Source organism: Streptomyces sp. AM8-1-1 (assembly GCF_032229325.1).
Lineage (GTDB): Bacteria > Actinomycetota > Actinomycetes > Streptomycetales > Streptomycetaceae > Streptomyces > Streptomyces achmelvichensis.
The window spans coordinates 3,021,109-3,047,450 of the sequence record NZ_CP135086.1; the positions used below are offsets into that span (position 1 = coordinate 3,021,109).

The 26,342-nt window shown below is 70.6% G+C and carries 25 protein-coding genes and 1 pseudogene; 3 read left to right on the forward strand and 23 right to left on the reverse strand.

The window, feature by feature from the left end:
• Window positions 1–68 precede the first annotated feature (68 nt).
• Window positions 69–863 (reverse strand): A24 family peptidase, encoded by a 795-nt coding sequence (locus RPQ07_RS13470; RefSeq protein WP_313944375.1) that lies wholly within the window; start codon window positions 861–863, stop codon window positions 69–71.
• A 103-nt stretch (window positions 864–966) separates the two neighbouring features.
• Here RPQ07_RS13470 and RPQ07_RS13475 point away from each other — a divergent pair, with 103 nt between their 5' ends.
• Complete coding sequence (locus tag RPQ07_RS13475; protein WP_313944376.1) at window positions 967–1,371, forward strand: DUF192 domain-containing protein; 405 nt, start codon at window positions 967–969, stop codon at window positions 1,369–1,371.
• Window positions 1,372–1,511: 140 nt separating this feature from the next.
• On the opposite strand, the gene RPQ07_RS13480 is transcribed toward RPQ07_RS13475, so the two are convergent.
• From RPQ07_RS13480 to RPQ07_RS13560, 17 genes and pseudogenes are all read right to left on the reverse strand, one after another.
• Entirely contained in the window at window positions 1,512–2,594 is a 1,083-nt protein-coding gene (locus RPQ07_RS13480) for a phosphotransferase family protein (protein WP_313944377.1), read from the reverse strand.
• Window positions 2,595–2,683: 89 nt separating this feature from the next.
• Complete coding sequence (locus RPQ07_RS13485; protein WP_313944378.1) at window positions 2,684–3,565, reverse strand: hypothetical protein; 882 nt, start codon at window positions 3,563–3,565, stop codon at window positions 2,684–2,686.
• Between the two features lie 286 nt (window positions 3,566–3,851).
• Window positions 3,852–5,177: a hypothetical protein gene (locus RPQ07_RS13490; RefSeq protein ID WP_313944379.1), complete on the reverse strand. Its 1,326-nt coding sequence runs from the start codon at window positions 5,175–5,177 to the stop codon at window positions 3,852–3,854.
• A gap of 83 nt (window positions 5,178–5,260) precedes the next feature.
• Complete coding sequence (locus RPQ07_RS13495; protein WP_313944380.1) at window positions 5,261–5,890, reverse strand: OmpA family protein; 630 nt, start codon at window positions 5,888–5,890, stop codon at window positions 5,261–5,263.
• Window positions 5,890–6,483, reverse strand: a complete 594-nt coding sequence (locus RPQ07_RS13500; RefSeq protein ID WP_313944381.1) for a hypothetical protein — start codon at window positions 6,481–6,483, stop codon at window positions 5,890–5,892. Before RPQ07_RS13500 ends, RPQ07_RS13495 begins: the two co-directional genes overlap by 1 nt.
• Window positions 6,484–6,512: 29 nt before the next feature.
• Window positions 6,513–7,127: pseudogene (locus RPQ07_RS13505) on the reverse strand (pilus assembly protein TadG-related protein); the annotation flags it as partial.
• A 44-nt stretch (window positions 7,128–7,171) separates the two neighbouring features.
• On the reverse strand, window positions 7,172–7,417 hold the full coding sequence (locus tag RPQ07_RS13510) for a hypothetical protein (protein ID WP_313944382.1): 246 nt from the start codon (window positions 7,415–7,417) through the stop codon (window positions 7,172–7,174).
• A 123-nt stretch (window positions 7,418–7,540) separates the two neighbouring features.
• Window positions 7,541–8,377, reverse strand: a complete 837-nt coding sequence (locus RPQ07_RS13515) for a response regulator transcription factor (protein WP_313944383.1) — start codon at window positions 8,375–8,377, stop codon at window positions 7,541–7,543.
• A 44-nt stretch (window positions 8,378–8,421) separates the two neighbouring features.
• Complete coding sequence (locus RPQ07_RS13520; RefSeq protein ID WP_313944384.1) at window positions 8,422–9,804, reverse strand: sensor histidine kinase; 1,383 nt, start codon at window positions 9,802–9,804, stop codon at window positions 8,422–8,424.
• Between the two features lie 61 nt (window positions 9,805–9,865).
• Window positions 9,866–10,753, reverse strand: a complete 888-nt coding sequence (locus RPQ07_RS13525) for a DUF5936 domain-containing protein (protein WP_313944385.1) — start codon at window positions 10,751–10,753, stop codon at window positions 9,866–9,868.
• A gap of 17 nt (window positions 10,754–10,770) precedes the next feature.
• Window positions 10,771–11,712 (reverse strand): type II secretion system F family protein, encoded by a 942-nt coding sequence (locus RPQ07_RS13530; RefSeq protein WP_313944386.1) that lies wholly within the window; start codon window positions 11,710–11,712, stop codon window positions 10,771–10,773.
• Between the two features lie 117 nt (window positions 11,713–11,829).
• Complete coding sequence (locus RPQ07_RS13535; protein WP_313944387.1) at window positions 11,830–13,170, reverse strand: CpaF family protein; 1,341 nt, start codon at window positions 13,168–13,170, stop codon at window positions 11,830–11,832.
• 40 nt (window positions 13,171–13,210) lie between these two features.
• On the reverse strand, window positions 13,211–13,696 hold the full coding sequence (locus RPQ07_RS13540) for a TadE/TadG family type IV pilus assembly protein (RefSeq protein WP_313944388.1): 486 nt from the start codon (window positions 13,694–13,696) through the stop codon (window positions 13,211–13,213).
• Entirely contained in the window at window positions 13,693–14,046 is a 354-nt protein-coding gene (locus RPQ07_RS13545) for a TadE/TadG family type IV pilus assembly protein (protein WP_313944389.1), read from the reverse strand. The genes RPQ07_RS13540 and RPQ07_RS13545 overlap by 4 nt, the downstream gene beginning before the upstream one ends.
• A gap of 151 nt (window positions 14,047–14,197) precedes the next feature.
• Window positions 14,198–15,445, reverse strand: coding sequence for an AAA family ATPase (locus RPQ07_RS13550; protein ID WP_313944390.1), 1,248 nt, complete (start codon window positions 15,443–15,445; stop codon window positions 14,198–14,200).
• Between the two features lie 7 nt (window positions 15,446–15,452).
• Window positions 15,453–16,166 (reverse strand): Flp pilus assembly protein CpaB, encoded by a 714-nt coding sequence (gene cpaB / locus RPQ07_RS13555; RefSeq protein WP_313944391.1) that lies wholly within the window; start codon window positions 16,164–16,166, stop codon window positions 15,453–15,455.
• Window positions 16,167–16,278: 112 nt separating this feature from the next.
• Window positions 16,279–17,109: a hypothetical protein gene (locus tag RPQ07_RS13560; protein ID WP_313948883.1), complete on the reverse strand. Its 831-nt coding sequence runs from the start codon at window positions 17,107–17,109 to the stop codon at window positions 16,279–16,281.
• Window positions 17,110–17,596: 487 nt separating this feature from the next.
• Between RPQ07_RS13560 and RPQ07_RS13565 the strand changes: the two genes are divergently transcribed.
• A complete protein-coding gene (locus tag RPQ07_RS13565) occupies window positions 17,597–19,297 on the forward strand; it encodes a chitinase (protein WP_313944392.1) in 1,701 nt (566 codons plus the stop codon).
• Window positions 19,298–19,388: 91 nt separating this feature from the next.
• Here RPQ07_RS13565 and RPQ07_RS13570 read toward each other — a convergent pair whose 3' ends face one another.
• Window positions 19,389–20,708 (reverse strand): Nramp family divalent metal transporter, encoded by a 1,320-nt coding sequence (locus tag RPQ07_RS13570; RefSeq protein ID WP_313944393.1) that lies wholly within the window; start codon window positions 20,706–20,708, stop codon window positions 19,389–19,391.
• A gap of 211 nt (window positions 20,709–20,919) precedes the next feature.
• On the opposite strand from RPQ07_RS13570, the gene RPQ07_RS13575 reads away from it, so the two are divergent.
• Complete coding sequence (locus RPQ07_RS13575; protein WP_313944394.1) at window positions 20,920–22,272, forward strand: M14 family metallopeptidase; 1,353 nt, start codon at window positions 20,920–20,922, stop codon at window positions 22,270–22,272.
• A gap of 95 nt (window positions 22,273–22,367) precedes the next feature.
• On the opposite strand, the gene RPQ07_RS13580 is transcribed toward RPQ07_RS13575, so the two are convergent.
• The 4 genes from RPQ07_RS13580 to RPQ07_RS13595 form a co-directional block, all read right to left on the reverse strand.
• On the reverse strand, window positions 22,368–23,843 hold the full coding sequence (locus RPQ07_RS13580) for a gluconate:H+ symporter (RefSeq protein WP_313944395.1): 1,476 nt from the start codon (window positions 23,841–23,843) through the stop codon (window positions 22,368–22,370).
• A 121-nt stretch (window positions 23,844–23,964) separates the two neighbouring features.
• Window positions 23,965–24,375: a RidA family protein gene (locus RPQ07_RS13585; protein WP_313944396.1), complete on the reverse strand. Its 411-nt coding sequence runs from the start codon at window positions 24,373–24,375 to the stop codon at window positions 23,965–23,967.
• 123 nt (window positions 24,376–24,498) lie between these two features.
• Complete coding sequence (locus tag RPQ07_RS13590; protein ID WP_313944397.1) at window positions 24,499–25,251, reverse strand: IclR family transcriptional regulator; 753 nt, start codon at window positions 25,249–25,251, stop codon at window positions 24,499–24,501.
• On the reverse strand, window positions 25,248–26,312 hold the full coding sequence (locus RPQ07_RS13595; RefSeq protein WP_313948884.1) for a sugar kinase: 1,065 nt from the start codon (window positions 26,310–26,312) through the stop codon (window positions 25,248–25,250). Before RPQ07_RS13595 ends, RPQ07_RS13590 begins: the two co-directional genes overlap by 4 nt.
• Window positions 26,313–26,342 lie beyond the last annotated feature (30 nt).

Here is a 26,342-nt window from a genome sequence, read left to right on the forward strand (position 1 = left end):
TTGTCTTCTCGTTATGGGCGACGCGCGGTGTGCGGCGTGCGGGTGGGGACGGCCGGGTACGTGCGGTGTCAGCCTCGTACGGCGAGTGCGCCGAGCAGCAGCCCCAGCAGGGCTCCCGCCATCATGAACGGCCCGAAGGGGATCGCCGTCCTGCGGCCGGCGCGGCCGAGGGCCATCAGCACGACCCCGTAGAGCGAGCCGAACAGGAAGCCCGCGAAGGCGCCGGCGAAGAGCACGGTCCAGCCGTACCAGCCGAGGACGACGCCCAGCGACAGCGCCAGTTTGACGTCACCGAAGCCCATGCCGTTCGGATGGATGACGAAGAGCACGAAGTAGGCGCCGCCGAGGACGAGTCCGCCGAGCAGTGCCGTGGTCCAGGAGCCGGCGTGGCCGGACAGCAGTGCCACCGGCCCGAGGAGAAGTGCGGCCGCGGCGGCCAGCGGCAGGGTCAGCCCGTCGGGCAGCCGGTGTACCCGGAGGTCGACGACCGCGAGCAGTACGGCGAAGGGCACGATCAGCAGCCAGACGGCCAGTTCGGGGCGGACCCCGGTGGCAGCCGCCACCGCGACGCAGGCCGCGATGGTGACGAGGGGGACCGTGACGGGCGTCGCGGGTGCGTCCGGGGAAGGGCCCGCCACACCGTCGGCCGCCCGGCCGGACACGGCCGGTACCGCCGTCGCGCACGCCGCGCACCGGACTCCGCCGATCCACCCGCGCACCGGACCGGCGAAGCGGTGCCCGGAAGGACAGCTGTCGCGCCAGGGCTCCCCCGGCTCCACGGAGAGCCGGTACGCGGCGCGGGGCACGAGCAGGCCCGCGGCGGCACCCCACAGGGCGGCGACGGCGAGCAGCGTGGCATACACGGCAAAGAGCGTAAGGGCCCGCTCCGGCCGCGGTCATGGGTCCGGGGGCCCACTCGGGGCTTCCGGGCCCACGGCGGGAAGGCCGGCGCTACGGTCTACGACCATGAGCGGACGGCGTCGGTGGCGGGACGGCACGGGGGTGTTGCGGGTGGCCGGGCGCGACGCCGCGGTGCCGGTGGAGATCGCGGCGACGTACGGTCCGCGACGGCGGGGGCTGCTGGGCCGGGAAGGGATCGACGGGGCCATGCTCCTGACGCCGTGCAACAGCGTGCACACCTTCCGGATGCGGTTCGCGATCGATGTGGCCTATCTGGACCGGGAGTTGCGGGTCGTGCAGGTCCGGACGATGGGTCCGGGGCGGCTCGGGAGGCCCCGGCTGCGGGCGCGGCATGTGCTGGAGGCCGAGGCGGGGGCGATGAAGGAGTGGGGTGTCGTCGCCGGGGCACGGCTCACGATCGAGACGCCGGGGACGGCGGGGACGGTGGGTCCGGAGCCGGCTGACCGGTGATGCCCTCGGCCGGGCGGGCCGCGGGCTACCAGGCTGCGGGCTCGGTCCTTCCGCGCTGCGGGCTCGGTCCTTCCACGCCGCCGGCAGGACCGCATCAGGCGGCGAGCCGGGCGGCCCGGCCCGTGCGTTCACCCGGCTGTCTATGACGGCGGTCTGCGGGTCGGCACCGTACCGAGCCGGGGCCAGCGCAGTCGGACCCGGTCACGCACGTCTCCGGCGAGCGCACCCAGCGCGCCCAGTGCCTCATGGCCCCCGGTCATCCCGGCGACCACGCCGAGCCGGTGCAGCAGCCGCTCCCGCGCGGTGACGGTGCCCCACGTCCAGTCCTCGTCCACCGCACGGGCGAGCCGGTCGACGGTGCCCCGGCGGGCGCGCTCCACCAGGGCGTCGCCCCGGATCAGCCAGCCCGCGCAGGCGTCGGCGAGATCACCCGCGACCTCGGTGCCGGTCGCCGCGCGCCAGGTGGTGCGGTACATCTCCTCGGCCTCGGACAGCAGTGGCCCGGCAGCGTCGGTGACGCACCAGCAGGTCGGGAAACCGATACGCAGATACGCCAGTTCCATGAGGCCGTTGCCGAGGCAGGCCTGCTCGAAGTCGACGAAGCGGATGCCGTCGGGGGTGTGGAGATCGTTGCCGGGGCAGGGGTCGCCGTGCAGCAGTGCGCTGCGTGCAGCCGGTGCTCCGAGGCGGTGCACCAACGCACCGAGTTCGTCCTCCGCCGCCGCCGGGACAGTGGCACCGAGACGCCGGGCGAACGCCAGGAACGCGGTGACATCGCGCTCGCCGGGACCGGTCCAACGGGGCAGCTCCGTCTCGTCGCCGGTGGCCGCGGCATGCAACCGGGCGAGGCCCTGTGCGTACGCGATCTGCCAGCCCTCGCCGGGTGTTCGGTGTTCCACGTGCTCCAGTACCAGCACCCGGGAATCCGGGTCCGCGCCGAGCAGGCGTGGCACCACCGCGGGACGTACGCGTCCGGCGGAGCACAGGGCCGTGATCTCACGGCGGAAGCGTTCGTCGGCCGCGGCGTCGGCTGCTGCCGCATCGGGTGTCTCGCCGGTTGCTTCATCGGCTGCTTCATCGGCGACGAGCTGCTTCACCACGGCGGCTGTGCCGTCCACCAGTTCGACGCGCCAGACCGCCGACCGCGGGCTGCTGTCGAGCAGCCGCTCCCGCCGGGGCGGACCCAGCTCGTCCCGCAGCCGGTCACCGAACGGCACTGCCACGCGCGTCCCTCCTTCGCCGGCACACCTGCCTGCCGCAGGCCGCCGACCGGGCTGCCCGGGACCCCGTCAGGCCGTCAAGCCGTCAGCCGTCAGACCCAGGGCAGCCGCGCGGGTCGCCGTCGCCACCACCAGCCGCGGTCCGCCATCGCGGATCCCGCCTTGGTCAGGCGCCCGAGCAGCTCTCCCCCGTCGTCCGTGGTGTGCGTACGGAAGAGTATGTCGAGCGTCTCGGCGGAACGAGCGATTTCCTCGGCCAGGGTGCCGTGCACGGTGGACAGCCGCTCGGCGAGCCCGTCGCGGGTGCGCAGGTCCTCCAGATACAACTCCTCGGGGTAGCGGCCGGTCGGCGCCCAGTCGGCCTCGATCCTGCGGACGAGACGCTCCCAGAGCAGCAGTTCCTCGCGCGCCCGGTTCTCCGGTCCGCGGGCCGGTGCGCTGCCGTCCGCGTCGGTGAGGGCGGCGAAGGCGTCCGCCACCGGGGTCGGCACCTTCTCCTCGCGGAAGATCTCCGGCAGCAACTGGACGCGCGCCGAGGGCAGTTGGGCGACGGCGGTCTCGACGGCCTCGACCTCCACCACCACGGCTCCGCCGCTCGCGCCCGCCTCGACCACACGGGCGCGTGTCACCGTGCCGTCCGGAGCGGCCGCCCAGTACGCGGACGGAACCGCCTCCTCGGCGGGGTACAGCACCGTCGTACCGCTCAGGGCGGCGAGGCTCCGCGCCGCCTCCGCCTCGTCCGGGGGGTCGGGCACGGCGTCCGCGACGGACACCTCCCAGGCGAGCGCGACATCACCGGCGACCGCGTGATAGCCGCAGAGCACGAGCGCGTCCCAGTTGCGGCCGCTTCGGTCCTCGGCCGAGTCCTCGTCGGCGATGTCGACCGCCGTGGAGGGCACACCCACCGCCCGCGCCAGCGCCACCGCCATGGCGGACACGGTCAGCCGGTGGACGGTCAGAAAGCTGTAGATCACGAAGACGTCCCGCCGTCGGCCCGGTCCGCACGGTCGGCGGCAGGCCGGCCCGACCGGTCCCCGCGCTCCATCCGCGGGCCGAGGAGGCCTGTCCGGGGGCGCGGCAGCCCCCGGCACACTCGACGGCGGGCCCGACGCGCAACCCCGTGTGGCGACATGAAGCGACGGTAAGGAGCGGATGTGCCGGGGTCATGGGCCCCCGGGCCCAATCGTGGGCCCCCGTGACCTGGGCCTTGTGCCCGACCTGCGCCGGCGACGGCCCAGGAGGCCCATGCCGCCCGCCCGCTCAGTGGGCGCGCGGCTCCCACGGCAGCGGCTGCCGTACATGGCGGCCGCGGCTGCGGCGGGCCAGCAGGGTCCAGGCGGCGAGGATCAGTACGAGAGCTGTGCCCAGGCCGATCCCGGTGTAGCCGACGGTCCGGTACAGCACGCTGTTCCGGGTGCCGCCGCCGGACGCCGCCCGCCCGTCCTGCGCGGCCGCCCGGTCCGCGTCGGTGAGCCCGAAGCCGGCCGCGACGGCGTCACCTCGGTACGCCGGGCCTTCGACGCGATCGCCCTCGACGCCGACCCGCAGGGTCAACGGCAGTGCGGTGTCCACCCGTTGGTCGAGAGAGACCCGGACGTAGTACCAGCCGGAGAACCGCATCGCTCCGGTGTCGTCCCGGGGCGAGGTCCGGTTGGCGAACGCGGCGGGTGCCGTGCCGAGCGACACCTCCGAGGAACTGCCCCGGTACCCGGCCGCCGCGTTCTTGACGAACCCGCGGCCCGTGTTGAACAGCGTCAGCCGCAGGCCGTCCGGGACGGACGCGGCCCGGCCGGTGGCCGTACCGGCGAACTCCGCGTCGAGGAACACCTGTTGACCCCACTCGACGGGCACCTTGTAGAACCGGCTCTCACCGGGGCTCAGCCGGTCCTTCCACACGCCGTGGCCGACGGCGGGCGCGTCGTTGAACCCGGATCCGCCGTCGACGCCCTTCGCCGTACCGGTGACGGGCTCCGCCGGGCGCGTCGCCCAGGAGGACGGCCCGGGCGTCTCCGTCCCCGCCCCGACCCCGGGCTCCGTCATGTACTTCAGCTCCAGCGGCCAGTCGCGGGCCCCGGAACCGGCTCCGGAGCCGATCCACTCGACGCTGTAGACGTAGTCACCGGCCTCCTGGCACTCCCGGCCCCGACCGATGCGCCGCGTGGCGTAGTCGGCGACGGGCCGGGCGGTGGAGCTGCCGAACGTGACGTCGTTGCTCACGCTGCACTTCTCACCGTCCGCGGACTCCAGCGTTATCCGGACGCCGTCCGTGGCGCCGACCGGGCTGCCCGGCGGCGGAGCCAGTACGGCGGAGACATAGGCGTTCGAGACGTCGTCGAGCACGACGCGGTAGAACTTCCGCTCCCCGGCGGAGACGGTGTCGGTGTACGTCCCGGGCCGCAGCCGCGGGCCCTCGGTGCTCGATGCCGCGCCATGGACGGGCTTCGCGTCCGGAGCGGTCCGGTAGGCGGCGGCCGGGCCGCTCGGGGAGACCGCGGCGGCGGGGGCCGGCACGAGGAGAGCACCGGAGACGACCGCGAGGAGAACTCCGCGGAGCACCTTCACCGTTGCCGCCCCCACCCGTCTCATCCGTGCGCTCCTCGGCCCACTCGGTCGACAGCCGGCCCGCAGCGTACTGCGGGCCGGCTGCGGGACGTACGGCGGGAACGCGTTCAGTTGGTGCCCCCGGTCGGGAAGGAGACCTCCACACGACGGTTCTTGGTCCGGCCCTCCTCGCTGGAGTTGTCCGCGATCGGATAGTCCTCGCTGTAGCCGCGGACCTCGTAGGTGATCCCGGCGTCGTCGAGCTGCCCGCTGAGCACCCCGTGCACGGCGTCGGCCCGCTTCTTGGACAGGACCCGGCCGTGCTCGTACGTACCGAGGTTGTCGGTGAACCCGAAGACTCGGACCTTCTGGGCGTTGTGCTTCTTGATCTCGGCGACGATGGCGGAGATACGGCCGTTGGCCTGGGGGGTGAGCTTGGCGCTGTCCTTGCCGAACAGGACCTCGGCCTGGAGGGCGAACTTCAGTGAGGACGTGGTCTCTTCACGGCGCTCCTCGCCGCCCTCGGTCTCCACGATGGAGACGATGTCCAGCACACGCGGCTGGGCGAGGGTGGCACCGTCGCGCATCTTCAGACCGGGGTTGCTGCCGTCGATCTCGGGCGGGGTGTACGTCGACTCGGTCCCGGGCGGGACGCTCGGGTCGTCGTCGACGGGGGCACCGGACGCGGCGGGGGCGGTGGTCAGCTGGATGCTGGTGAAGAGGAGCAGGGCGGCGAGGGAGACGGGTGCCGCACGCATCAGGAGATCTCAATCGTGGCTGTGGGCATGAGGGGGATCTGGAGATCGAGGGTGGTGGTCTCGTTGGGGGGTGCGGGGAACTGGGCGAAGAAGTCGACGCTCTGGCCGCCTTCGAATGCCGTGAGGCCGGTTGTCGTCAGGGGAAAGCCGTCGGTGTCGCGCAGGACGTAGTAGCGCTTCTTCCCCACCTTGTCGACCAGGGTCACCCCGGCGAATGACCTGCCTGTGCGCTTGACCAGGGTCTCTTCGCCGTTCCACTGAATCGGGGGAATCTGCCGCTTCTCGGTCGTGTTCTTCACCGCTCCGGAGATCGTCAGAAAGCCACCGCCGTCCCGAACAGCGCTGTGGATCGTGAACTCGAAGCCGTTGCTGCCGTTGATGGTGGCCAAGGTCTTGCTCTTGTCCGGCACGGTGTTGCCACCGCCGTCGCCGGACTCTTCCGGCTTTCCCGATTCCGTCGAAGCGCTGCTGCTGCTCTTCTTGTCGTCGGAGCCGCTGTCACCGCCGCCGCACGCCGTCGACAGCGACAGCGCCGCTGCCGCAAGGACGGCGGTCACTGCCCTGCGGGTCATCGCTCCGTGCCGAATACTCATGAGTGGTGTTCCTTTGCGTTCTGTCGGGGTCAGTCCTCGACCAGCCGGACGGTGAAGAGCTCGGACAGGTCGGGAAGGGGATCCGGGTCATCGGGATCGATGTCGATGTCGCCGCCGTCGGGGCAGTGCAGTGTTCCCAGGGACTCCGGCTCCTCGGAGGGTGACGGGCTGGGCTCCTCGGGCTCGTTGCCCTCATCGCCCGGCGAGGGCTCGTTCTCCGGGGGCTCGAAGGTGCACAAGGGCTCCACGACAGCGGTGGCCTTCGCCTCGGCACGTCGATCGGCTGTTCCCGGGAGGATCGTCTCCCCGAGCGGCTGCGAATCGACGGTCACCCGGAAACCCCAGCGGCCGGGGCCCAGAAAGTCGCACCCCGTGACCGTCGCCTCGTTCTCACCCGCAAATCGGCCGGCTGCCGCGCACCCACCACCGGGGTCTCCGATCACATCGCCGTCGAGGAGATCGCCCAGGAAGTCGAGGTCGAGTTCACCGTCGCCGAGGACCCGGTCCCGGGACTCCATGGCGGCGGCGAGGGCGGCGGCATCGGCTCCGGACTGAGCGCCGTTGCGGGTGGCTCCCGCCTGACCCACCGCAAAGAAGGCGAGCGCGAGAAAGAGCAGGCCCGCCACCATCGCGATGTAGATGGGTGCGGCCTGCCCTGCCTCACGGGTACTACCTGCGGTGGGAGGAACTACTCCCCACCGCCTCCGCCCAGAATCTCGTTGACCTTGGTCGTGAGGCCCGTGGCGATGTCGTTCGCCACCCCCGACCCCACCAGCGCCGCGATGATCAGCGCCACCAGCACGATCACGCCCACGTACTCGACCGCGCCCTGGCCCTCGTCGCGGCGTTCCTTCATCGCCAGTGCCGTCGCGGCCACCCAGGCGGCCACGTACACACGGGTGTTCACGATCGCCTTCAGCGTCACGTTCGACATCGACTTCCTCCAGGCCGGTCCGGCTGACAGCGCGTGCACCGTACGCCCGGGGCGGGACGGCGGACATGGGTCTGTGGGCCCAAGGGTGGGCCCAATCGGGGCAGCGGGGTGTGCGTAACGGCCTCACACCGACCCCCCTCGTGCGAGGCTGCGCCAGACGGCGATGGCCTCGCCCCGGCTGCCCGCGTTCAACTTGGCGAAGATGCGGTTGATGTGGTTCTTCACCGTCTTCTGGCTGATGAAGCAGGAGGCGGCGATCTGCTGATTGGTCATGCCCGACGCGATCAGGTCCATCACCTCCACCTCCCGCTGACTCAACTCGGTGATCACTCCCCGCAGTTCACCGGCTACATCGGGGTCCGAAGACGAATGTGCCACATTCGCTTGCGTAAGCGAAGACGGTTGAGCAAATTGCCGACCCCTCCGCACCCCTGCGAGCAGCGCCCCGGAGGCGGAATGGGTGAAGGTCGCACGGCCCGCCTTGATGTCCCGTACGGCCGCCACCAGTTGGTCCGCCGTGAACTCGCCGTGGACCAGATAACCTCCGGCGCCCAGCCGAAGCGCCTCGTGCACGATCTCGCTCTCCCGGCTGTAGGTCATCATCAGCACCGGCGCGAGGCGGACCAGATGCGGCAGCGCGGCGAGGCCGTCGACCCCCGGCATCCGGACGTCCAGCAGGATCACGTCGGGCCGGTGCCGGACCGCGGCCTCGCAGGCCTCGCGGCCGTCCGCCGCCTCGGCCACGACGTCGAGGTCGTCCCGCCCCTGAAGCAGGACCGTCAGCCCGGCTCGCACGACGGGGTTGTCGTCGGCCACGACCACCCGCAGGGGTGAGATGGCCGCCGGCAGCTGCTCGGGCAGCGCGGGAAGTTCGTCGGAGGTGTGCGAGGACGTGTGCTGCGAGGCATGCGACTGATGGCTCCAGTGCTGTCCCGAGGTGCGGGAGTGTTCGTCCGGCATGGCTGCAGCCTCCTCTCGAAAGGCGGGGACAGGGGGTGGCGTTGTCAGGTGACCGTTCGTGTGCGCTGTGCCTCGGGGGTGTACGGCGTCCGGCTGCGGGACGGTCCGGCCGGCTGCCGGGGTATGCCCCCGACCATCCCCAGCGCGACCACCGGAAGTTCCAGGCGTACCTCCGTGCCCTTCGCCGCCCGCCCCCGGCCGATCCGGATCCTCGCGCCGATGGACGCCGCCCTCTCCACCATGCCCACCAGACCGAAGTGGCCTGCCTGGCGCAGCCCTTCGAGGGAGGTGCCGGGCGGCAGGCCCCGGCCGTCGTCGTACACGCTGATCCGCAGCACGTCGCCGGTGACCCCGGCCGATACGGCGAGATAGCTCGGCCGGCCGTGGCGGTGGGCGTTGTCCATGGCCTCGGCGGCGATGGTCAGGGCCTGACGGGCGACGGCGGGCGGCACGTTCGGCGGTGGTCCGTCGCCGAGCGGGCTGAAGGTGGCGCGTACGCCGTTGCGGCGGGCGAAGTCGTCGGTACGCGCCGCCAGTTCGGCCAGCAGGTCGACGCCGCCGTCGAGGCCGGATTCCCGGCGCAGGTCCGACAGGAGCTCCCGGGACTCGGCCGCGGCCCGGCGGGCCGAGCGGGCCACCAGGTCCGCCTGGTGCTTGACGGTGAGCGGGTCCATCCGGTCGGCGGAGCTCGCGAGGCCGTCGGCGGCGAGCGCCAGGCCGTGCAGGGTCTTGGCCACGGAGTCGTGCATCTCCCGGGCGAGCCGGGCCCGTTCCTGTTCGACCGCGCCGCTGACCGCGAGCCGGGCGCGCGCCTCGGTCAGCGCCTGGCTGGCCGCTCCGAAGCCGAGCATCAGATTGCGCAGGGTGCTGCCGATGGCTCCGGCCAGGACGCACAGGCCGGGCAGCAGCAGGGCGGTGAAGCGGGCCTCGGCCTCGACATTGACCGCGTACGCGCCCGCGATGATGAGCGACTGGAGGATCGCGAACACCGCGGCTCCGCGCCATCCGGAGATCAGCCCGGCCAGCAGCGGGGTGCACATGGTGACGTAGGCGAGGGTGGAGTCGGGCGACGCGGTGATCAGCAGCAGCGCGCCGAACGTCATGTCGGCGCCGAGGAGCCACGGGTGGCGCAGCAGGACGGGCCCGAAGCGTTCCCAGTCCCGCAGGAGGACGTAGGAGGTCATGAAGGTGACCAGCACCGCCGCTCCCACCAGCCAGGTCGCCGGGCCGGGGCGGGTGCCGTCGAGGGCGAACGGCGCGGCCAGGGCGATCATCGCCAGCCGGAATCCGAAGACCTGACGGCACAGCGCCTGGAGGGCGTTGACCTGGATGGGCAGCGACGGCAGGCGTGCGGGGCCCGTGGAGGCCACGTCGGCCGGTGTCTCGCCCGCGTTTCCGCCGCTGAGTACGGCTTTGCCCGGTGCCATGGTGTCCACCTCCCCTTCGGTCGTTCGTCTGTGTGCGCCGTGTGTGCGGCCTGTCCGGTGGTCAGCCGCCCAGGACGTCTCCGAGGTCGACCCCGGAGCCGTAGTAGAAACTCATGACGATGAGGATCATGGTGGCCGGGAGCATGACCAGCGTGACCACCAGCGTCGACTTGGGTACGGCCTTCGCGGCGTTCCGCCGGGCGTTCTGGGCGTCCGTGCGGCGCATGTCGGTGGCGATCTGGATCAGGGTGTCGACGATCGGCGCACCGAGCTCCTCGCCCTGCTGGAGAGCGGTGACGAACATCGACACCTGCTCGGAGTCGTTGCGCCGGCGGAGCTGGTCGAAGGCATCGCGCCGGCTGACGCCCATGTCCATCTGCCGCAGGGTGATGCGCAGTTCGTCGGACCAGGGGCCCTGGTACTTCTCCGCGACGCGTTCCAGCGCCTGGCGGAAGCCGAGCCCGGCGGAGACGACCACGGCGAGGACGTCGAGGAAGTCGGGCAGCGTGCGTTCGATGTCCTCGCGGCGTTTGCGGATCGCCGCGCGGATGATGACGTCGGTCCAGAAGAGCCCGAACAGCAGGGCGAGGACGGCGATGACGAACTGGCCCCGCAGCAGCATGGAGAAGGCCGCCAGCACGCCCAGGAATCCGTAGACCGCGCGGCGGGCGGCGTAGCGGTCGACGGTCATCCCGGAGGGGTTGCCCGCCATGTCGAGCCGTCTGCGGACGGCGTCGACCCGCTTGGGGCCCATGGCGCGCAGCACGGCGGGGGCGTACCGCATGCCGAGGCGGTCGATGCCCGAGCCGACGGCGGTGGTCCGGGTGGAGCCCACCTCCAGCGCGAGCGCGAGGTCGCCGGGGAGCCGGGCGTCGGCGCGGTACATCCGGATGCCGTGGAAGATCCCGTACACGGAGGCCGCGAGGAGCGCGGCGAGCAGAAGTCCCATGGTGTCGTCGCCCTCTCTCAGACCTGGATCCTGGACATACGGCGGATGAGGAAGGCGCCCAGGGCGTACAGGCCGAAGGCGATGAGCGTGGCGGACTGGCCGACCACCGAACCCGTCATCTTGTCGAGGGCGCCGGGGGTCATCGCGTTGATCATCAGGAGGAAGCCGAGCCCGAGGAGGGGCACGGCCAGGGCGGTGACCTTGATCTGGGAGAGCATCGTGGTGACCTCCCGGCGGGTCTCCTTCCGTTCCTCCAGCGTCTCGGTCAGGTTCCGCAGCGAGGTGACGACCTGGCCGCCGGCGCGGTTGGCGAGGATGAGGGTGGTGACCAGGACGATGAGCTCGCGGGAGGGCAGCCGTTCGGCGAGTTCGCCGAGCGCGTCGTCCAGCGACTGGCCGAGCGCCAACTGGTCGGCGACCATGCCCAGTTCGTGGCCCGCCGGGTCGTCGAGCTCCTCGGCGGCCATCGCGAGCGCGGTGCGCAGCGCCAGCCCGGCCTGGGTGGCGTTGGCGAGGACGCGCGTGAACTCGGGGAGCTGGGCGATGAACGCCTCGGTGCGCTTGACGCGCTGCCAGTTGAGGAAGGCGTTGGCGCCCCACAGGCTCGCGACGGCGGCCAGCACACCGAAGAAGGGGGCGAAGATCGCGCCGACGACGACGTACACGGTGAGCAGGGCCGCGACCACGTAGACGACGTACTCGCCGGGCGTCAGGTCGAGGCCCGTGACCGCGATCTTCCGCTCGATGCGGTTGCCGAGCCGTGTCCCGCGCAGCCGTCGGTCGACACCGCCGAACCGCCGTCGCCTGCCGGAGGGAAGGGCGAGCGGGCCCGTCTGCGACATGCGCTCGACGAGTGCCTGGCGCTGGGCCCTGCCGGAGGAGTACGCGTGCACGCCGACGACGCAGAGCACACAGGCGAGCAGTGTGACTCCGATCGTCAGGAGCGGGAGGTTGTCCATGGCGGCGGGACCTTCTCGGGGTGCGGTCGGGGGCGTGGGCGTGGGCGTGTCATCGGAGTCGTCGGCGGCCTCAGGGTGGCCGGCGGGGCAGGGGCGGCCGCCCGGGTCGTGGCCGTGTCACAGGAGGGACCTGCGGACCGCGAGCTGGGCCTCGGAGGCGGCGATGCCGAAGGCGGGTGGCAGCGGTTCGTTCTTCATGTAGAGGCGTTCCGCGACCCGCCGCGGCACCGGGTAGTACTCGAACCGCCCGTGGATCCGCCCGTCGGCGGACATCGGCTGGGCGTTGAAGCGGCAGACGGAGACGATGCGGTACTCCTCACGGCCGTAGGAGTCGACGACGGCGATCTCGGTGACCCGGCGGGAGCCGTCGGCGTGGCGGGTGAGCTGGACGATCACATCGACGGCGCTGTTGATCTGGTCCTTGATCGCCACGAACGGGATCTCGACCTCGGACATGGACGCCAGTGTCTGGAGGCGCATCAGCGCGTCCTCGGCGCTGTTGGCGTGGACGGTGGCGAGCGATCCGTCGTGACCGGTCGACATCGCCTGGAGCATGTCGAGCGTCTCTCCTCCGCGGACCTCACCGACGATGATGCGGTCGGGGCGCATACGCAGGGAGTTGCGGACGAGGTCGCGGATGGTGACGCGGCCCTTGCCCTCGACGTTGGGCGGCCGGCTCTCCAGGGTGATCACATGCGCCTGCTGGAGCTGGAGCTCGGCGGAGTCCTCGATGGTGACGATGCGTTCGCCCTCGGGGATCAGGGCGGACAGGGAGTTGAGGAGCGTCGTCTTCCCGGTGCCGGTCGCCCCGGAGACGATGACGTTGAACTTGGCCCGCACCAGTCCCGCCAGCAGCAGCGTCATCTGCTCGTCGAGCGAGCCGATCGCGATCATCTCCGCGAGTGTGAACGCCCGGGGGAAGCGCCGGATGGTGAGGATGGGGCCGGTCAGGGACAGCGGGGGGATGATGACGTTGACACGTTCCCCGGAGGGCAGTCGCGCGTCGACCATCGGATTGGCCTCGTCCACACGGCGGTTGACGGTGGAGACGATGCGCTCGATCGTCTGCATCAGCTGCTCGTTGGACGAGAAACGCAGCGGGAGCATCTCCAGCCGGCCGCCGCGCTCGACGAAGACCTGCTCATGGCCGTTGACCATGATCTCGCTGATGGACGCGTCCTCGAGCAGCGGTTCCAGGATGCCGAGGCCGAGCGCCTCGTCGACGACGCGGCGGATGAGCTGCGAGCGCTCGACGGTGGACAGCACCGGGCCCTCGCGGCTGATGATGTGGCCGAGTACGCGCTCCAGCCGGGCCCGCCGTTCGGCGGCGGCGAGCGAGGACATCTCCGCGAGGTCGATCTCCTCCAGGAGCTTGGCGCGGTAGACCCCGACGAGGCGGTTCTCCTCGCTGTGGCCGTTGACCGGCTCCGGACTGCTGATGCGTGACCGCAGGCTCATGACGTCATCTCCTCTCGCCGTCCGCGACGGTGTGGCGGGGTCATTCGTCGACCGGCATGGTGACGGACCGTCGGGCGGAGCCGAAGTCGAAGACCGGCAGCAGGGCGGGGACCTGGATCGTGACGGTCGCCGTGACCTCGCCGCCCTCGGTGGGGGCGCTCACCTGGGCCCCGTCCGCGAGCCAGTCGCTCATGGCCGCGTAACCGGCTGCCTCGCCGCCGCCCTCGCCGTGCGAGGCGACGCGGGCGGCCGCGCGGGCCGCGGTGCCGGCCTGCTGGGCGGTGTAGGCGACGATGCCGAGCTGGATCGCGGCCAGGGCGACGAAGAGCAGCAGGGTGATGACGCCCGCGTATTCGAGGGCGGCTTGGCCGCGGTCGTCCCGGCGGCGCCTCACGGCCTGGCCGCGGTCGTCCCGACGGCGCCTCACGGCCTGGCCGCGGTCGTCCCGACGGCGCCTCACGGCCTGGCCGCGGTCGTCCCGGCGGCGCCTCACGGCCTGGCCGCGGTCGTCCCGGCGGCGCCTCACGGCCTGTCCTCTCGGGCCGCGGAGGCATCGGCATCGAAGCGGAAGGGGAAGTTCACGCTGCCGGGGAAGAGGACGGGCACGTCGAGGCTGACCGTGGCCGTCACCAGGTCACCGGCGTCACCGCAGCTCACGCTCGCACCGCCCTGCCAGGCACCCGGCAGGTCCTCCGTACCGGCGGCCGAGCAGTCGCCGTCCACCGCCCCCGCCCGGGCCGCCGCGTCCGCGGCGTTCCCGGCGAGCGAGAACGTGTAGCCGAGCAGCGCGGCCTGCCACAGCAGGACCAGCGTGGCGAGGATGACCGGGACCGTGCCGGTGAACTCGATCGCGGCCTGACCCCGGTCGCCACGCATCCGCGCCGCCACCGATGCCCGACCCCGGTCAACTCGGGACCGCGCCGCCGCGGGCGCCTCGCCCCGGTCGCCACGCATCCGCGCCACCACCGCGCATATCGCTGTCGCTGTCGCTGGAGATCTCATCGCTCGACGTGCCCCCTCACCGCAGTCACCTCGACCGTGCCCGCCGGACACCGATCGATCCCCTGTCGCCGCGTAACCTGCCCTGTTTCTGGTCACCTGACGGTGCGCGTACGAGGCCGAGTTCGCCCGCCAGCCCCCACACGGCCTGCTTCACGGTCGACCGGGACTCCAGGTCCTGCATCCGACCCGCGTCGACGACGGGCTGAAGCTCCTTGAAGTTCGCGGGGACGGCGATCCGCGAGACCCGGGTGCCGGTGATCTTCTCGATCAGCGGGGGCTGGATCTCGGTGCCGCGGGTGTGCCTGTTCACCACGGCGACCGTCTCCTCCGCCTTGCGGATCTGGAGCCGGTCCCACATCCGCACCATGCGTTTGGCAGCGCGGACGGCGACCACGTCCGGGGTGGTCACCAGCAGCGTGATGTCGGCCATCTCGATCGCGGCCGCGTTGGCGCTGTTCATCTGGGTGCCGCAGTCGATGATCACCACCTCGTGGCGGTTGCGCAACGCGCTGACGATCTGGCGCACGGCCCGGTCGTTGACCTCCTCGCCGCGTTCGCCCTCGGCGGGGGCGAGCAGCAGCCCCATCCCCGTCTGGTGGGCGAACAGCGCGTCCTGGAGGACGCGCGGCGATATGTCCTGGATCCCGGCGAGGTCGACGATCGAGCGGCGGAACTGGACATCGAGGTACGAGGCGATGTCCCCGGCCTGGAGGTCGAGGTCGGCGAGGGCCACCGGACGGCCCGACGCCTGGGCAGCGAGCGCGAGTTGGACCGCGATGACGGTGGCGCCCACACCGCCCTTGGCGCCGCTGACGGTGACCACCGTGCCGCCGGGCCCGCTGAACACGTCGCCGCCGTGGCCGAGGTGGCGCCGCACGCCGACGGACCAGCCGGCGGCGGCCTGGACCCGCTGGGCCAGTTCCTCGTACGACAGCGGCAGTCCGACCAGTCCGCGGGCGCCGGAGTCCATGGCGGCCGAGTAGAGGACGGGGCTCGCGTCGCCCGACACCAGGACCACGCCGACCGCGGGGAAGCGCAGGGCCACTTCCCGGATCAGTTCGAGTGCGGGGACCGGGCCGATGCGTTCGTGGACCAGCACGACCTCGGGCAGTTCGTCGAGCGACTCGGACGCCAGCCGGGCCAGCATGTCGAGCAGCGAGGTCGAGTCGGCGACCGGCGCGGCCGGCTCCGCGTCCGGGAGCTGGCTCAGCAGGGTGGTGATGGACCGGGCCGCATCGGGTTCGCCGACGGCCGGGAGGATGCGTGTGGTCATACAGCCCTCACCTGTTCTTGTCTTCGTCGAGGGTGTAGGTGCTGTCACCGGGGCGCAATGTGGCCGGGCTGCCCTTGGCGAGAAGCGCGAGGCGCACATGCTCGGCGAAGGACTCGGCGTACGCGACGCGCTGGGCGTCGGTGGTGTTGAGCGCGAAGGTGATCGGCACGGCCTCGCGCGGGCCGCTGGAGCGCTTGTCGTCCTTGGGTTCGAGCGGCGTGAGCCGGCCGACGTCGATCACCTTGGCGTTGGGGACGATGATCCGGGACTGGTCCGGGTCGCCTTCGTCCTTACCGGCGAAGGTCGCGAAGATGTTGACCAGATCCCCCGGGGTGATCTTTCCGGCCACTCCGGTGGCGGCGTCGATCATGATGGCGATCTCCTGCTCACCGGAGGCGAGCACCGGCCGCTTGACGATCATGTCGTCCTGGAGCAGCGACCCTTTGCGCAGCTGCGTCACGGCGATCTTTCCGTTCACCACGGACAGGTCGGTCACCGCGCTGTCGGAGAGCCAGCGCCGGGGCATCGAGATCTTCTCGAACTGGTCCCGCCGCAAAGGCGTATAGGGAGAGACATCGGCCTTGAGCCGATAGGCGGAAACCTCGGGACCGACCTTCGAATTCACGTCGCTGATCACGGAAATCACGCCGGCGAACGCCGCGAGGGCGCACAGCACCGAGAGGAGCAGAAGTATGATGCCGCGGCGTTGGCGTGAATTCATGGGCTGGACAACCTCGTTCGCAGACGTGGACTGGCGGAGCGGACAGAGCGAGAAGTGCGGTGGGGGACGCGCTTTCGGCAGGCCGTTCGACACGGGCGGCCCGGCCGGCGGTTCACGGTCCGTGGTACGAGGACGTTCCCCGGCTCAGCGCACGGGGCTCATGAGTGCGGTTCTCGGCCGCCGCGAGAGGTGCGGAACAGAAGCCGCAGCGGTCACCGATGAGTTCGATTCCGCACCAGGTGCACACCTCTCGCCGTACGGATGAAACCAGCTGGTAGAGAACCGAGATGTCGGGCAGGAAGGCCGCGAATTCGATCAGTCGGCCGGTGCCCCACCAGACCGGCGAGTCGGCGGGCAGCCGGGCCTCCTCCAGGCTCTGCGTCTGCCATGCCGGGGCCAGGGTCGCGGTCACCCAGTCGGACTGGAGCTGCCCCTTGGCCACCGCGAGCCGGGTGACGAACTCGGGGCCGGTGAGCAGGCCGGTGCCGATCCTGATCAGCTCGGGGTCGGGATTGGCGAGGACGCCGAACTGCGAACCCGGAACCCACGATTTCGCATGGGATTTGAGGCTCACCGGCACCCGGTCGAGCCGGGTGACGGAATTGAGCAGCGCTCCGGCGTAGATGTAGTGGGAGAGCAGCCGGGCCGCGGACGCGACGATTCCGGCGCTGAAGTCGCAGATCGACAACTGCCGCAGCTGGCGCACCAGGACGGCCGTCGCCAGGGGTGGAAGATCCACTTTCAGGAGGGCGATGCGACTGCTCTCCAGTACGGACCGGACCGTGTGCAGCCTGCGTTCGTGGGCGAGCGGAATCGAGGCCGGATAGAGGGCGATCACATAGCCGTGCTGTTCCAGCAGAACCGTCATGTCCGAGAGAGCGGCATCCAGCGGCTGAACGTCCGGCGCCTGCAGCAGAGCCGCCGTGGGCGTGTGGTGGTCCATCGGCGGTAGCACCAGATCTGCGCTGGTGACAGCTATTGCGGTCGGCACGCTGGTTCCCCGTTCAGCTCCGGCCGCCGGGGGACCCGTGACCGCAGTTACCTACTGCTCATCGCTCCTGCCTCAGCACTTTATCCACGAGTTCGGAGGCAGAGAACACCTTTCAGAACCGAGAGCCTCAACACGCGCACTCTCCGCACAGGCCAAACCGGACTTAGGGGTCAGGAGTTGACTCCCGTAACGCGTGAGTGAATGCGGAATGCCGAACGCCCGGTCGAATCGGCCGTCGCCGGGCAACTGGGCCCGGGTGGCGGGAAAACGGGACCCGCACCCTCCACCTTTGGCCGAAAACCGACGAAGAGCGTCCGTATACGAATCGGTGTCAGAGGTCTTGACAACCTTATTGGTCTGGACCAGTTTGTACGCCCAGCGGTGGCCACCGTTCCGAGACCCCCTCCACACCCCCAACTCCCCCACCGGAGGCTGCAAAGTGGACCGCACCACACGCTCGCGGAGATGGCTCGGCGGAGCCCTGGCGCTCGCCGTCGGAGCCGGTATCTCCATCGTGGGCAGCACAGGCACCGCTCAGGCGGCCGACATCAACGTCGCCAAGAACGCCGGCTTCGAGTCCGGACTCTCCAACTGGACCTGTTCCGGCGGCAGTGGTGCGAACACCTCCTCCCCCGTCCGCACCGGCTCCTCCGCGCTGAAGGCGACACCGGCCGGCCAGGACAACGCCAGGTGCACCCAGACCGTCTCCGTGAAGCCCAACTCGACCTACACCTTGGCCGCCTGGGTGCAGGGCGGGTACGCCTACCTCGGCGCGACCGGCACCGGCACCACCGACGTCTCCACCTGGACGCCCGGCAGCAGCAGCTGGACCCAGCTGTCGACCAGCTTCCGCACCGGCGCGAGCACCACCTCGGTGACCGTCTACACGCACGGGTGGTACGGCCAGGCCGCCTACATCGCGGACGACGTCAATGTCTTCGGTCCCGACGGAGGCGGCGGCACGGACCCCGAGCCCGGCATCCCCTCCGCACCGGCCGGGGTGTCGGTCGGCTCGGTGACCTCCTCCTCCGTCTCCCTGAACTGGGGCGCGGTGTCGGGCGCGGCCGGCTACAACGTCTACCGCGACGGGACCAGGGTCCAGTCGGCGAGCGGCACCTCGGCGACGGTCTCCGGGCTCGCGGCGAACACCTCGTACCAGTTCCAGGTGACGGCGACGAACTCCGCGGGCGAGTCCCCGAAGTCGGCCGCGGTCACCGGCAGGACGAGCCAGGGCACCGGGAACCCGGGCAACCCGGCCGTGCCGAAGCACGCCCTGACCGGCTACTGGCAGAACTTCAACAACGGCGCGACCGTGCAGAAGCTCCGCGATGTGCAGTCCCAGTACGACATCATCGCCGTCTCCTTCGCGGACTCCACCGCCACACCGGGCCAGATCGTCTTCAACCTCGACCCGGCGGTCGGCTACGCCTCGGTCGCCGACTTCAAGGCCGACGTCGCGGCGAAGAAGGCCGCGGGCAAGTCGGTGATCATCTCGGTCGGCGGTGAGAAGGGCAACGTCACCGTCAACAGTGACGCCTCCGCCACGGCCTTCGCCAACAGCGCCTACGCGCTGATGCAGGAGTACGGCTTCAGCGGCGTCGACATCGACCTGGAGCACGGCATCAACTCCACCTATCTGACAAAGGCGCTGCGCCAGCTGTCGCAGAAGGCGGGCACCTCGCTGGTGCTGACGATGGCGCCGCAGACCATCGACATGCAGAACACCGGCTCGGAGTACTTCAAGACCGCGCTGGCCGTGAAGGACATCCTCACGGTCGTCAACATGCAGTACTACAACAGCGGTTCGATGCTCGGCTGCGACGGCAAGGTCTACTCGCAGGGCTCCGTGGACTTCCTCACGGCACTCGCCTGCATCCAGCTGGAGAACGGTCTCGACCCCTCCCAGGTGGGACTGGGTGTGCCGGCCTCCACGCGGGGCGCGGGCAGCGGCTATGTCGACCCGTCGATCGTGAAGAACGCGCTGGACTGCCTCGCCCGGGGCACGAACTGCGGTTCCTTCAAGCCCTCGAAGACCTACCCGGGTCTGCGGGGCGCGATGACCTGGTCCACGAACTGGGACGCGACGGCCGGCAACGCCTGGTCGAACGCGGTGGGCCCGCACGTGCACGGCCTGCCGTAACCCCCGGCCGATGACAGGGCCCGTCCCCGCCGCTCCCCCGGCGGGGACGGGCCCTGTCCGTGTCCGGCCTCTCCGGAAGCGACGGGAGGGGTCAGAAGAAGTCCGCCCACGGCTGGTCGACGATCTGCTTGGTCGCCAGCACCAGGAACAGCAGTCCGGAGACCACCAGCATCGAGTTACTGAGCTTGCCGTTGCGCCATTCCCGCGGAGTACGGGCGGAGTTGAGCAGCCACACCAGGGTCAGGGCCAGGAACGGCATGAAGGCCGCGCCGAGGACGCCGTAGATGATCACCAGGCGGAACGGCTGGCCCTGGAAGAGCAGCACCATCGGCGGGAAGGTCAGCCACAGCAGATAGAGCCGGAACGGCAGCGACCGCTCGCGCGCCCCGGAGGCCACTTCCTCGCCCGTGACCCCGCCGGCGTCGGCGCGGTCCTTGCGGTAGCGCGCGACGAAGTCGGCGAACATCAGGCTCACGCCGTGCCAGACACCGATGAGCGAGGTGAACGACGTGGCGAAGAAGCCGATGAGGAAGAACGTGGCGGTGGCCTGGCCGTACTCCTTCTCCAGGATGTCGCCGAGCTGGATCAGCCCCTTGTCACCGCTCGCGATGGCCACGTTGGCCGAGTGCAGCAGCTCGGCGCCGACGAAGAGCATCGCGACCACGAAGATGCCGGTGGTGATGTACGCGACGCGGTTGTCGAGCCGCATCACCTTCATCCAGCCGGTGTTGGTCCAGCCCTTGGCGTTGACCCAGTAGCCGTACGCGGCGATCGTGATCGTGCCGCCGACGCCGCCGATGAGGCCCAGGGTGTTGAGGATCGAGTCCTTCTCGTCCGGCAGGACGGGCAGCAGACCGGCGAAGGCGTCGCCGAGGTTCGGGGTGACACGGATCGCCAGATAGACGGTGACCACGAACATCACGCCCACGAGAACGGTCATGACCTTCTCGAAGACGCTGTACTTGTTGAACCAGACGAAGACCAGACCGACGACGCCCGTGAGAATGGACCACCATTCGAGGTCCATCACGCCCGGGAACAGCGCCTGGAGGGGAAGGCCGCTGGAGGACATGGCGGCCGCGCCGTAGACGAAGCCCCAGATCACCACGTAGACGACGAAGAACCAGGTGGTCCAGCGGCCGAGGTCGGCCCAGCCGTCGAAGAGCGTGCGCCCGGTGGACAGATGCCAGCGGCCGGCCGCCTCCGCGAGCGAGATCTTGACCACGCAGCCGAGAACGGCGGCCCACAGAAGGGTGTAGCCGAAGTTGCTGCCGGCGATGAGCGTGGCGACGAGGTCGCCGGCGCCGACACCGGTCGCCGCCACGACGATGCCGGGGCCGATGTACTTCCAACTGGACTTGCGGGGTCGGGACACGGACTCGTCGGTGCTGCTCTCGGTGGTGCCTGACATGTGCGGGCCGCCTTCTCACTCGTACCGGCGTGTGGCTCAGGTCACGTAAGCGGTGGAGGAGTGATCGCGCAAGGGGTCCGTACGAATCGGGGACGGGATGGCCGAAGGTTCCCTCTTGACCGGGTCATGCCAGAGTCGCACCATGTGCGCACACACCCGCACGACGTGTCGCACCTGCGCAACCCCCCACCTCCACACCCAGGAGAACAGCATGCGACTTCGCATACGCGGCAGCGGCCGGAGGACGGTCACGTTCGCCGCCCTGCTGGCGCTCGCGGTGGCAGCACCGCTCACCGCCAACGCCGCACCCCCGGACGATTCCCGGGCCCCCGCCACCACCCCCGCGGCCGCCGCGGAGGAACGGACCCTTCAGTACGAGATCAAGGGCGCGGCCGGAGTCGCGGCCCGTACCGCGATCGCCGCCACCGGCGTCTCGATCGACGAGACCGACGCCCGCTCGGCCGTGGTCAGCGCGAACGACGCCCAGGCGAAACGGCTTCGCGCACTCGGCTACGAACTGACGGCGCTGCCCGGCCCGCCGGCCCGTACCGGTGGCGCGGCCGTGGAGCCGTTCGACTTCCCGTCGGCCGACTCGCGCTATCACAACTACGCCGAGATGACCGCGGAGATCGACCAGCGCATCGCCGCCCACCCGGCCATCATGAGCAAGCGGGTCATCGGCAAGAGCTATCAGGGCCGGGACATCGTCGCCGTCAAGATCAGCGACAACGTCGCGACCGACGAGGCCGAGCCCGAGGTGCTCTTCACCCACCACCAGCACGCGCGCGAGCATCTGACGGTGGAGATGGCGCTGTATCTGCTGCGCGAGCTCGGTGACGACTACGGCACCGACTCGCGGGTCACCAACGCCGTCAACGGCCGGGAGATCTGGATCATCCCGGACATCAATCCGGACGGCGGCGAGTACGACATCGCCTCCGGCTCGTACCGCAGCTGGCGCAAGAACCGGCAGCCCAACACCGGTTCGTCGGCCGTCGGCACCGACCTCAACCGCAACTGGAACTTCAAGTGGGGCTGCTGCAACGGCTCGTCGGGCTCCCCGAGCTCCGAGACCTACCGCGGCCGTGCCGCCGAGTCCGGGCCCGAGGTCAAGGTCGTCGCCGACTTCGCCCGCAGCCGCGTGGTCGGCGGCAAGCAGCAGATCAGGACCGGCATCGACTTCCACACCTACAGCGAACTGGTGCTGTGGCCGTACGGGTACACCACCGCGGACACCGCGCCGGGGCTGACGAAGGACGACCGTGACGCGTTCGCCGCGGTCGGCAGGAAGATGGCGGCCAGCAACGGCTACACACCCGAGCAGTCGAGCGACCTCTACATCACGGACGGCTCGATCGACGACTGGCTGTGGGGCAATCAGAAGATCTTCGCGTACACCTTCGAGATGTACCCGACGGGCTTCGGCGGCGGCGGCTTCTACCCGCCCGACGAGGTGATCGAGCGCGAGACCAGCCGCAACCGGGACGCCGTGCTGCAACTGCTGGAGAACTCGGACTGCATGTACCGCTCGATCGGCAAGGAACAGCAGTACTGCGCGAGCTGACCTGCGCGAGCTGACACGCGCGGGCAGACCGAGGCGCCCGGGACGGATACCGTCCCGGGCGCCTTCGTCCGTAGGGAGCACCCCCGTACGGACGCCTAGACGACGAGACTGAGCGCCGCCGCGACCGCGAAGCCGGCGACCGACAGCACCGACTCCAGCACCGTCCACGACTTCAGGGTGTCGCGCTCGGATATGCCGAAGTACTTGGAGACGATCCAGAAGCCGCCGTCGTTGACGTGCGAGGCGAAGATCGAACCGGCCGAGATGGCCATGATGACCAGGGCCAGGAAGGCCTGCGAGTGACCGCCGTTCTCCACGAGCGGCAGCACGATGCCTGCCGTGGTGACGATCGCGACGGTCGCCGAACCCTGCGCCACCCGCAGCACCAGCGAGATCAGATAGGCGAGGACGATGACCGGCAGGCCGACGTCGTTGAAGGTGTCGGAGAGCGCCTGGGCCACGCCGCTGGCCTTGAGGACGGCGCCGAACACCCCGCCGGCGCCGACGACCAGCAGGATGTTGCCGACCGGCTTGAGCGACGAGGTCGACACCTGCTCCAGGGACTTGCGGGACCAGCCGCGCCGGATGCCGAGCAGGTAGTAGGCGAGGAAGAGCGCGATCGTCAGCGCCACGAACGGGTTGCCGAAGAACTCGACGACCGACCGGAGCGTGGACTCGTCCAGCGCGATGGAGGAGAACGTCGCCGCCAGGATCAGCACCAGCGGCGTACCGATGATGAGCAGCACGGTGGCGAGCGACACGGGCCCCTCGGTGGCGCCGTCGCCCAGCCGGTCCTTGCGCTCGGCGGCTATCGCGGCCTTGGCGTCCTCGGCGGCCTCCAGCATGTCCTGCGGCACCTCGACGAACAGCCGCTTGCCGATCCACGCGGCGTACGCCCAGGCGGCGAGGACCGCGGGTATGCCGACCACCAGGCCCATCAGGATGACCCAGCCCAGCGAGACCTTGAACAGACCGGCGGCGGCGACCGGACCGGGGTGCGGCGGGAGGAAGGCGTGGGTCATCGACAGGCCGGCCAGCAGCGGCATCGCGTAGAGGATGATCGACTTGCCGGAGCGTTTGGCCGCCGCGTAGACGATCGGCGCGAGGACGAAGATGCCGACGTCGAAGAAGACCGGGATACCGAAGATCAGACCGGTCAGTCCCATGGCCAGCGGGGCGCGCTTCTCACCGAACAGGCCCAGCAGACGCGAGCTCAGCACCTCGGCGCCGCCGGACACTTCGAGTATCGCGCCCAGCATGGTGCCGAGTCCGATGATGATCGCGACATGGCCGAGGATGCCGCCCATACCGGTCTCGATGACGGAGACGGCCGCGGACTTCTGCACGGTGCCGAAGAGTTCGGTGACGGAGAGGCCGGCGGCAAGACCCACCGCGATGGAGACGGCGAGCAGCGCGACGAACGGCTGGAGCCTCAGCTTGATGATCAGCACGAGAAGCAGCGCGATACCGAGGGCGGCGACGGTCAGCAGACCGGCGGTGCCGTCGATGAGGAGGAGCAGTCCACCGGTGTGCGGCGGGGCCGGTGGCGGCGCGTCAGCGGCGAGGAGCATGGCGGAACCTGTCGTTCGAGGTGTTTTCGGGTAGGGGGGACCGCGGCACGGCGCCCCGGGGACGGGCGCCGGGCCGTGGGGTGTGTGCTGGGGGGTGTGGTCGGGCAAGGTCAGCGGACGATCAGCCGAGAACCGCCAGCGCGTCGATCTCGACGAGGAGCCCGGCGGGCAGTCCGACGTAGACCGTGGTGCGCGCGGAGGCGGGGGCCTTCAGGTTCTGCTCCGCGAAGTACGCGTTGTAGATCTCGTTCATCTCGGCGAAGTGGCCGACGTCGGTGAGGTAGACGCGCATCATCATCACGTCGTCCCAGCTCGCACCGCCCTCTTCGAGGACCGCCTTGACGTTGGCGAGCGTCTGGAGGGTCTGCTCGCGCAGTGTGGGGCCCGCGGGGGTGGGGGCCTGGCCCTCGACGGCCGGAAGGAATCCGACCTGCCCGGCGACCTGAAGGATGTTGCCCTTCTTGACGCCGTGGGAGAACTTGGCGGGCGGCTCGGTGTGGGTGGCGGGGGTGATCGCGGTCTTCTCGGTCATGGAGCTTCCTTCGGGCGGTGTCGTGCTGGGGTGTGTCGTACCGGCGGTGTGCTCGGTCGTACTCGGTCGAGCTCGATGGGTCGGTCGTACGCGGTCGAGCGCGAGCTCGATGGTCGGCCGTCATCAGTGCGGAGTCACGGAACCGGAGTACTCCCGGCTGATGGCGTCGGCGGTGCGGCGCACCAGCGGGAGCAGGGTGAGGAGTTCCTCGCCGGTGACGACGACGTTCGGCGCGGACACCGACATCGCGGCGACGACCCGGCCGTCGGCGCCCCGGATGGGTGCGCCGATGCAGTTGATGGACTCCTCGTGGCCGCCGAGGTCGGTGGCCCATCCCTGTTCGCGTACGACGGTGAGTTCTCTGAGGAACGCACCGGCGTTCGGCGTCGAACGGGATGTGTACATGGGGTAGTCGAGCTTCTCGGCGACCGCGCGCCGCTCGGGCTCGGGCAGGTCGGCGAGCAGCAGCTTCGCCACCGCCGCGACGGTGATCGCGACGGGCTTGCCGATCCGCGAGTACATCCGTACCGGGTAGCGGCTCTCGACCTTGTCGATGTAGAGGACTTCGCTCTCCTCGTACACGGCGAGATGGATGGTGTGCCCGATCTGCTCGTTGAGGGTGACGAGATGGGGGTGGGCGATCTCGCGTACGTCGAGGTTCTCGACGGCCTCCTGTGCCAGGGCGAACAGCCGGGCCCCGAGCCGGTAGCGCTGGTCCTGCTGGCGGTAGACCAGTCCGTGCTCGTGGAGCGTACGCAGCAGCCGCAGCGCGGTGGACTTGTGAACGCCGAGGCGTTCGGCGACCTGTCCGAGGTCGGCGGGTCCCTGGGCGAGCAACGGAAGGATGCTCAGCGCGCGGTCGACGGTCTGGCTCATGACGTACGTACCTCCTCATCCACGGCTGAGGTCCAGCCGGGGCCGAGTCGAAGTCTCCCCCAGGCCGCGTCGTCCAGTTCCGCGAGGCGGTCGGCGTGTGCGGTGGAGGGCGGGGCGCCGAGGTCGCCGGGGACGGTCAGGGCGGCGGCGGCCATGAGGTGTCCGTGCCGCAGCCGGTCCCGCAGCGGGAGTTCGCGCAGCGTCCCGGAGAGGAAACCGGCCGCGAAGGCGTCGCCGGCCCCGACCGGGGCGACGACATCGACATGGGGAGCGGGGGCGAAGACCGCGCCCGGCGCGACGTCCTCGGGCCCCGCGGCCGTATCGGGCACGGGCCCGGTGTAGGCGGTGGCACCCCGGGCGCCGTGCTTCACGACGACGACACCGGGCTCCGGGAGCGCCGCGCGGATCGCCGCCCCGCCGTGCAGTCCCCACGCGTCCGCCGCCTCGTCCTCGCCGACGAAGACGAGGTCGGCTCCACGGGCCAGCTCCAGCAGCACCTCCGGTCCCGAGGCGTCGCGCCACAGCCCCGGCCGGTGGTTGACGTCGAAGGAGACCAGCGGCCGCCCCTCGCGCCGTTCGGTGAGTTCGAGCATCAGCGCCAGGCAGTCCGCGGAGAGCGCGGCGGTGATGCCGGACAGGTGCAGGACCCGCGCGCCGGTGAGTTCGGCGTACGGCAGGGTCATCGGGGACATCGCCGACGCCGCCGAACCGGCGCGGTAGTACGCGACTTCGTGCGCGTCGGTTGACCGGTCGGTCGCGGTGCGGAAGTAGATGCCGGTGGGCCGGTCCGGATCACGGCCGACGGCCGAGGTGTCGACCCCGTACGCGCCGATCGCCTCGACGAGGTGGTCGCCGAACCCGTCGGCACCGACGCGGCTGACCCATTTCACCCGGTGCCCCGCCGCGGCGAGCGCACAGGCGACATTGGACTCGGCACCGCCGATGGTGCGGGCGAAGGAGGGGACGTCGGCGAGGCGCCCGGGCCGTGAGGGCATGAACGTGACCATGGACTCGCCGAGGCAGATCACCTCGGTCGGGTCCGCGGCTGCGGTGCCGGTCACGCTGCTCACCCTGGGGCCTCCTCGCGGGTT